Origin of the sequence: Pantoea sp. CTOTU49201 (genome assembly GCF_032054795.1) — a bacterium.
Classification (GTDB): Bacteria; Pseudomonadota; Gammaproteobacteria; order Enterobacterales; family Enterobacteriaceae; genus Pantoea; species Pantoea symbiotica.
Window position 1 is genome coordinate 1 of sequence record NZ_DAMBSA010000450.1, and the last position, 3,599, is coordinate 3,599.

Consider the following 3,599-nt stretch of genomic DNA (forward strand, 5'->3'; position numbering starts at 1 on the left):
ATCGGACAAATAATCCTGACCAAAACCAAATGAACAAGCCACGGTAAGATCGCCAGTCAGTTCGCCGCGCCACTGCTGGAAGTTATTGAGGAAGGAATCCATCTCATGCACCACTTGCAGCGCGCCTTCCAGCGCCTTTTCACCTTCTGGCGTCAGACGCATCACGCGGTTGGTGCGGAAAAACAGCCGGGTTTCCAATTGCTTTTCAAGGATGGCAATACGCTTGCTGATATAGGATGGCGACTGGCCGAGCTCAATGGCGGCGCGGCCAAAACCTTCATAGCGCGCCACACTGATAAATACATACAGATCTTCAACCGACGGCCAGCCCTCAAGCGGCTTCTGATAACTTTTCCCGGCAAGCAGTATCTTCATAACCATCACAGCGTTAGAGAAATTTAGCCGGTTATAACACAGAATCCAGGAAGGGCTGAAGCTGGCTTAAAAACAGTGCGGGTACTTCCTCATGCGGTGAATGACCGCAAGGTAATGCGTGGCCTTGAATATGGCGCGCTTTATCCTGCCAGGTTTCCACCACGTTATATAACTGGCCAACAGTGCCCTTTTCTCCCCATAACAGCAGCAGCGGCGCTTCAATGCGTTTATCGCTGTCCTGCGCATCATCGTCTAAATCAATTGTCGCCGCGGCGCGATAATCCTCGCACACTGCGTGAATCATCTCTTTCGTTTGATAACAGCGCAGGTAATCGTTAAATATTGCCTCTTCGGTAGCGCCCGGCGTTTTTAATTGCCCATCAATGTGTTTACGCAGGAATAACGCCGGATCGTGGCCGATCATGGTTTCCGGCAAGGGATAAGGTTGAATCAAAAAGAACCACCAGAAATAGCGCGTGGCGAATTCTTTATTAGTTAACGCATACATGGTGGCGGTCGGCGCAATATCGACGAATACGCAGCAGGAGAGTTTTTCCGGATGATCGAGCGCCAGCCGATGGCCCACGCGCGCACCGCGATCGTGACCGACAAACGCCACGCGCTCCAAACCTAATGCGTCGATCAGCAGGCTAATATCGTCTGCCATCACGCGTTTCGAGTAAGCACGATGCGTCTCATCACTTACCGGCTTGTCGCTGTCGCCGTAACCGCGCAGATCCGGCAGGATCACGCGATATTTCTGCGCCAGCTGCGGCGCAATTTTGCGCCACGCCAGATGATTTTGCGGATGTCCGTGCAGCATCAGTAACGGCGGGCCTTCTCCGCCGATGGCGACGCGCAGCGTCACGCCGTTCGCCAATCGCACATCACTCAGCGCAAAGCCGTCGATAAAGGGGGAATCACCGCGTGGCGTTATCTCACTCATGCTTGTGCATCCTGTACTATTGGACCGCGTTTCAGCCACGGACGCTGGGCGAAATGCTGCGCTTCAAACTGGGTGATATCGGATTCGTACTGCAACGTCCAGTCCACCGCGCTGCCGCCGCCCAATAACATCTCGCGTTTCAAGGCTCTGACCGAAAAGGCAATGCGTTGATTATTGAAAAGGATTGCCTGCTGTTCCAGCGACACGGTAATGCGGTTATTAGCGGCATCATTCGCCACTGCACACAGGCGCTGATAATCCTCTTCGCTTAGCGTCAGTGTCAAAACACCATTCCGTTGGCAGTTATCGTCGAAGATGCCGGCAAAGCTGGTGCCGATAATGGCGCGGATGCCGAGCTGATTGAGTCCCCAAACCGCATGCTCGCGGCTGGAACCACAGCCGAAATTGGCACCGACCAGTAAGAAGGCAGCGTTTTCCCAGCCGGGCTGATTCAGAATGAAATCGGGATTCGGGCTGCCGTCAGGCAGAAAGCGCAGGTCGAAGAACACGCCGCGATCCAAATCCTGGCGATCGATGCCTTTGAGAAACTGCTTGGGCATGATCACATCAGTATCAATATTGGCAGCCGGTAATGGCGCGAGCGGGCCAGTAATGTTGTTAAATGCTTCCATATTAAACCTCTGCAGTCATGAATTTACGGACATCAACCAGATGACCGGCAATCGCCGCGGCGGCGACCATCGCCGGACTCATTAAGTGCGTGCGCGCACCGGCGCCCTGGCGGCCTGGGAAATTGCGGTTGGTGCCAGACGCACAGCGATCGCCGGGCGCTAACACATCTTCGTTCATCGCCAGGCACATTGAGCAGCCCGATTGACGCCATTCGAAACCGGCGTTAACGAAAATCGCGGCTAAACCTTCCGCTTCTGCCTGCTGACGCACCTGCGTCGATCCCGGTACGATAATGCCGCGTACGTGCGGCGCGATTTTGTGTCCATCGATAATCGCGGCGGCGGCGCGCAGATCCTCAATGCGGCCGTTGGTGCAGGAACCAATAAAGGCATGCGTGATGGCGATTTCCGCTAACGGCGTGCCGGGCTCAAGTCCCATATATTTCAGCGCGCTGCGCAGCGTCTGTTGTTTCACCGCATCTTTTTCCTGTGCCGGATCGGGCACGCGACCGGTGATGGCGCTGGCTTGATCCGGGCTGATTCCCCAGGTCACTTTCGGTTCGAGATCGCTGCAATCGATGGTGATGCGGCTGTCAAAGCGCGCGTCAGCATCGCTACGTAAATCGCGCCACTCCGCAATGGCCTGCTGCCACAGCTCGCCGGTCGGCATTTGCGGTTTGCCGGCGATATAGGCAAACACTTTTTCATCTGGCGCGATAATCGCACCGCGCGCACCGGCTTCCACCGCCATGTTGCACAGCGTCATGCGCCCTTCCATGCTCAGCGCTTCGATGGCTTCACCGGCAAATTCAATGGCAAATCCGGTCGCGCCCGATGCGCCAATCTGTTCGATCAGCGCCATGATGATGTCCTTCGCCGAACAACCAAACGGCAGCTCGCCGCTCACCGTCACCAGCATGGTTTTCAGTGTGCGATAGATCAGGGTTTGCGTCGCCAGCAGATGCTCGATTTCCGAGGTGCCGATGCCAAAACCGAGCGCGCCAAACGCGCCATAAGTGGTGGTATGACTGTCGCCTGCGGCAATCACCATGCCGGGCATCACCAAACCTTGCTCGTGCGCCACCACGTGTTCGATGCCCTGGCGCGGGTCCAGCACATCGAACAGTTCGATACCAAAATGCGCGGCGTTTTGACGGAAGTAATCAACTTGTAACTGCCCGCCCGCGTCGGTCATCGCCTCATCGCGCTCGGGTCGCGTCGGATTGACGTGATCGACATTCAGCAGAATGGTGCCCGGATTACGCACCGGACGCTGGTGATCGCGCAGGCCGCTGAACGCCTGCGGGCTGGTGTATTCATTCAGAATCGAGCGATCGATGTAGAGCAGCACATGCCCTTCATCGTCTAACTTACGAACCACATGCTGATCGATCAGTTTTTCATACAGTGTTTTGTTAGCCATGCCGTTGCCCACGCGAAAAGTAAAACAAGTCATTAGAGACGTTAGGGTAATACAGTTTGTGGGCGGGGAATGAACACGCTTCGTGAAGTGATGTTTTATGGAATGTGCATCAGGTGAATCGGTCGCCATAAATGGCGACCCTACGATTGTCGGGTGCGGATATCGTAGGGTGCGCATTAAGGTATGACCGGGCTGATGGGTTACAGATCAGACCGGGCACATA

4 protein-coding genes are annotated in these 3,599 nt (G+C 55.4%); all 4 read right to left on the minus strand.

The window, feature by feature from the left end:
- Positions 1-375: LysR family transcriptional regulator (locus tag RTY00_RS21900; RefSeq protein ID WP_312666215.1), on the minus strand; the 375-nt coding region annotated here is incomplete at its 3' end.
- A 31-nt stretch (positions 376-406) separates the two neighbouring features.
- Positions 407-1,321, minus strand: a complete 915-nt coding sequence (locus RTY00_RS21905; protein WP_312666217.1) for an alpha/beta hydrolase — start codon at positions 1,319-1,321, stop codon at positions 407-409.
- A complete protein-coding gene (gene leuD, locus RTY00_RS21910; RefSeq protein ID WP_312666219.1) occupies positions 1,318-1,953 on the minus strand; it encodes a 3-isopropylmalate dehydratase small subunit in 636 nt (211 codons plus the stop codon). The genes RTY00_RS21905 and leuD overlap by 4 nt, the downstream gene beginning before the upstream one ends.
- Position 1,954: 1 nt before the next feature.
- Positions 1,955-3,376, minus strand: coding sequence for a 3-isopropylmalate dehydratase large subunit (gene leuC / locus RTY00_RS21915; RefSeq protein ID WP_312666220.1), 1,422 nt, complete (start codon positions 3,374-3,376; stop codon positions 1,955-1,957).
- Positions 3,377-3,599 lie beyond the last annotated feature (223 nt).

Coding starts and splice junctions, on each gene's coding strand:
- leuD (WP_312666219.1), bottom strand. CDS start 1,953: ATGGAAGCATTTAACAACATTACTGGCCCGCTCGCGCCATTACCGGCT.
- leuC (WP_312666220.1), bottom strand. CDS start 3,376: ATGGCTAACAAAACACTGTATGAAAAACTGATCGATCAGCATGTGGTT.
- RTY00_RS21905 (WP_312666217.1), bottom strand. CDS start 1,321: ATGAGTGAGATAACGCCACGCGGTGATTCCCCCTTTATCGACGGCTTT.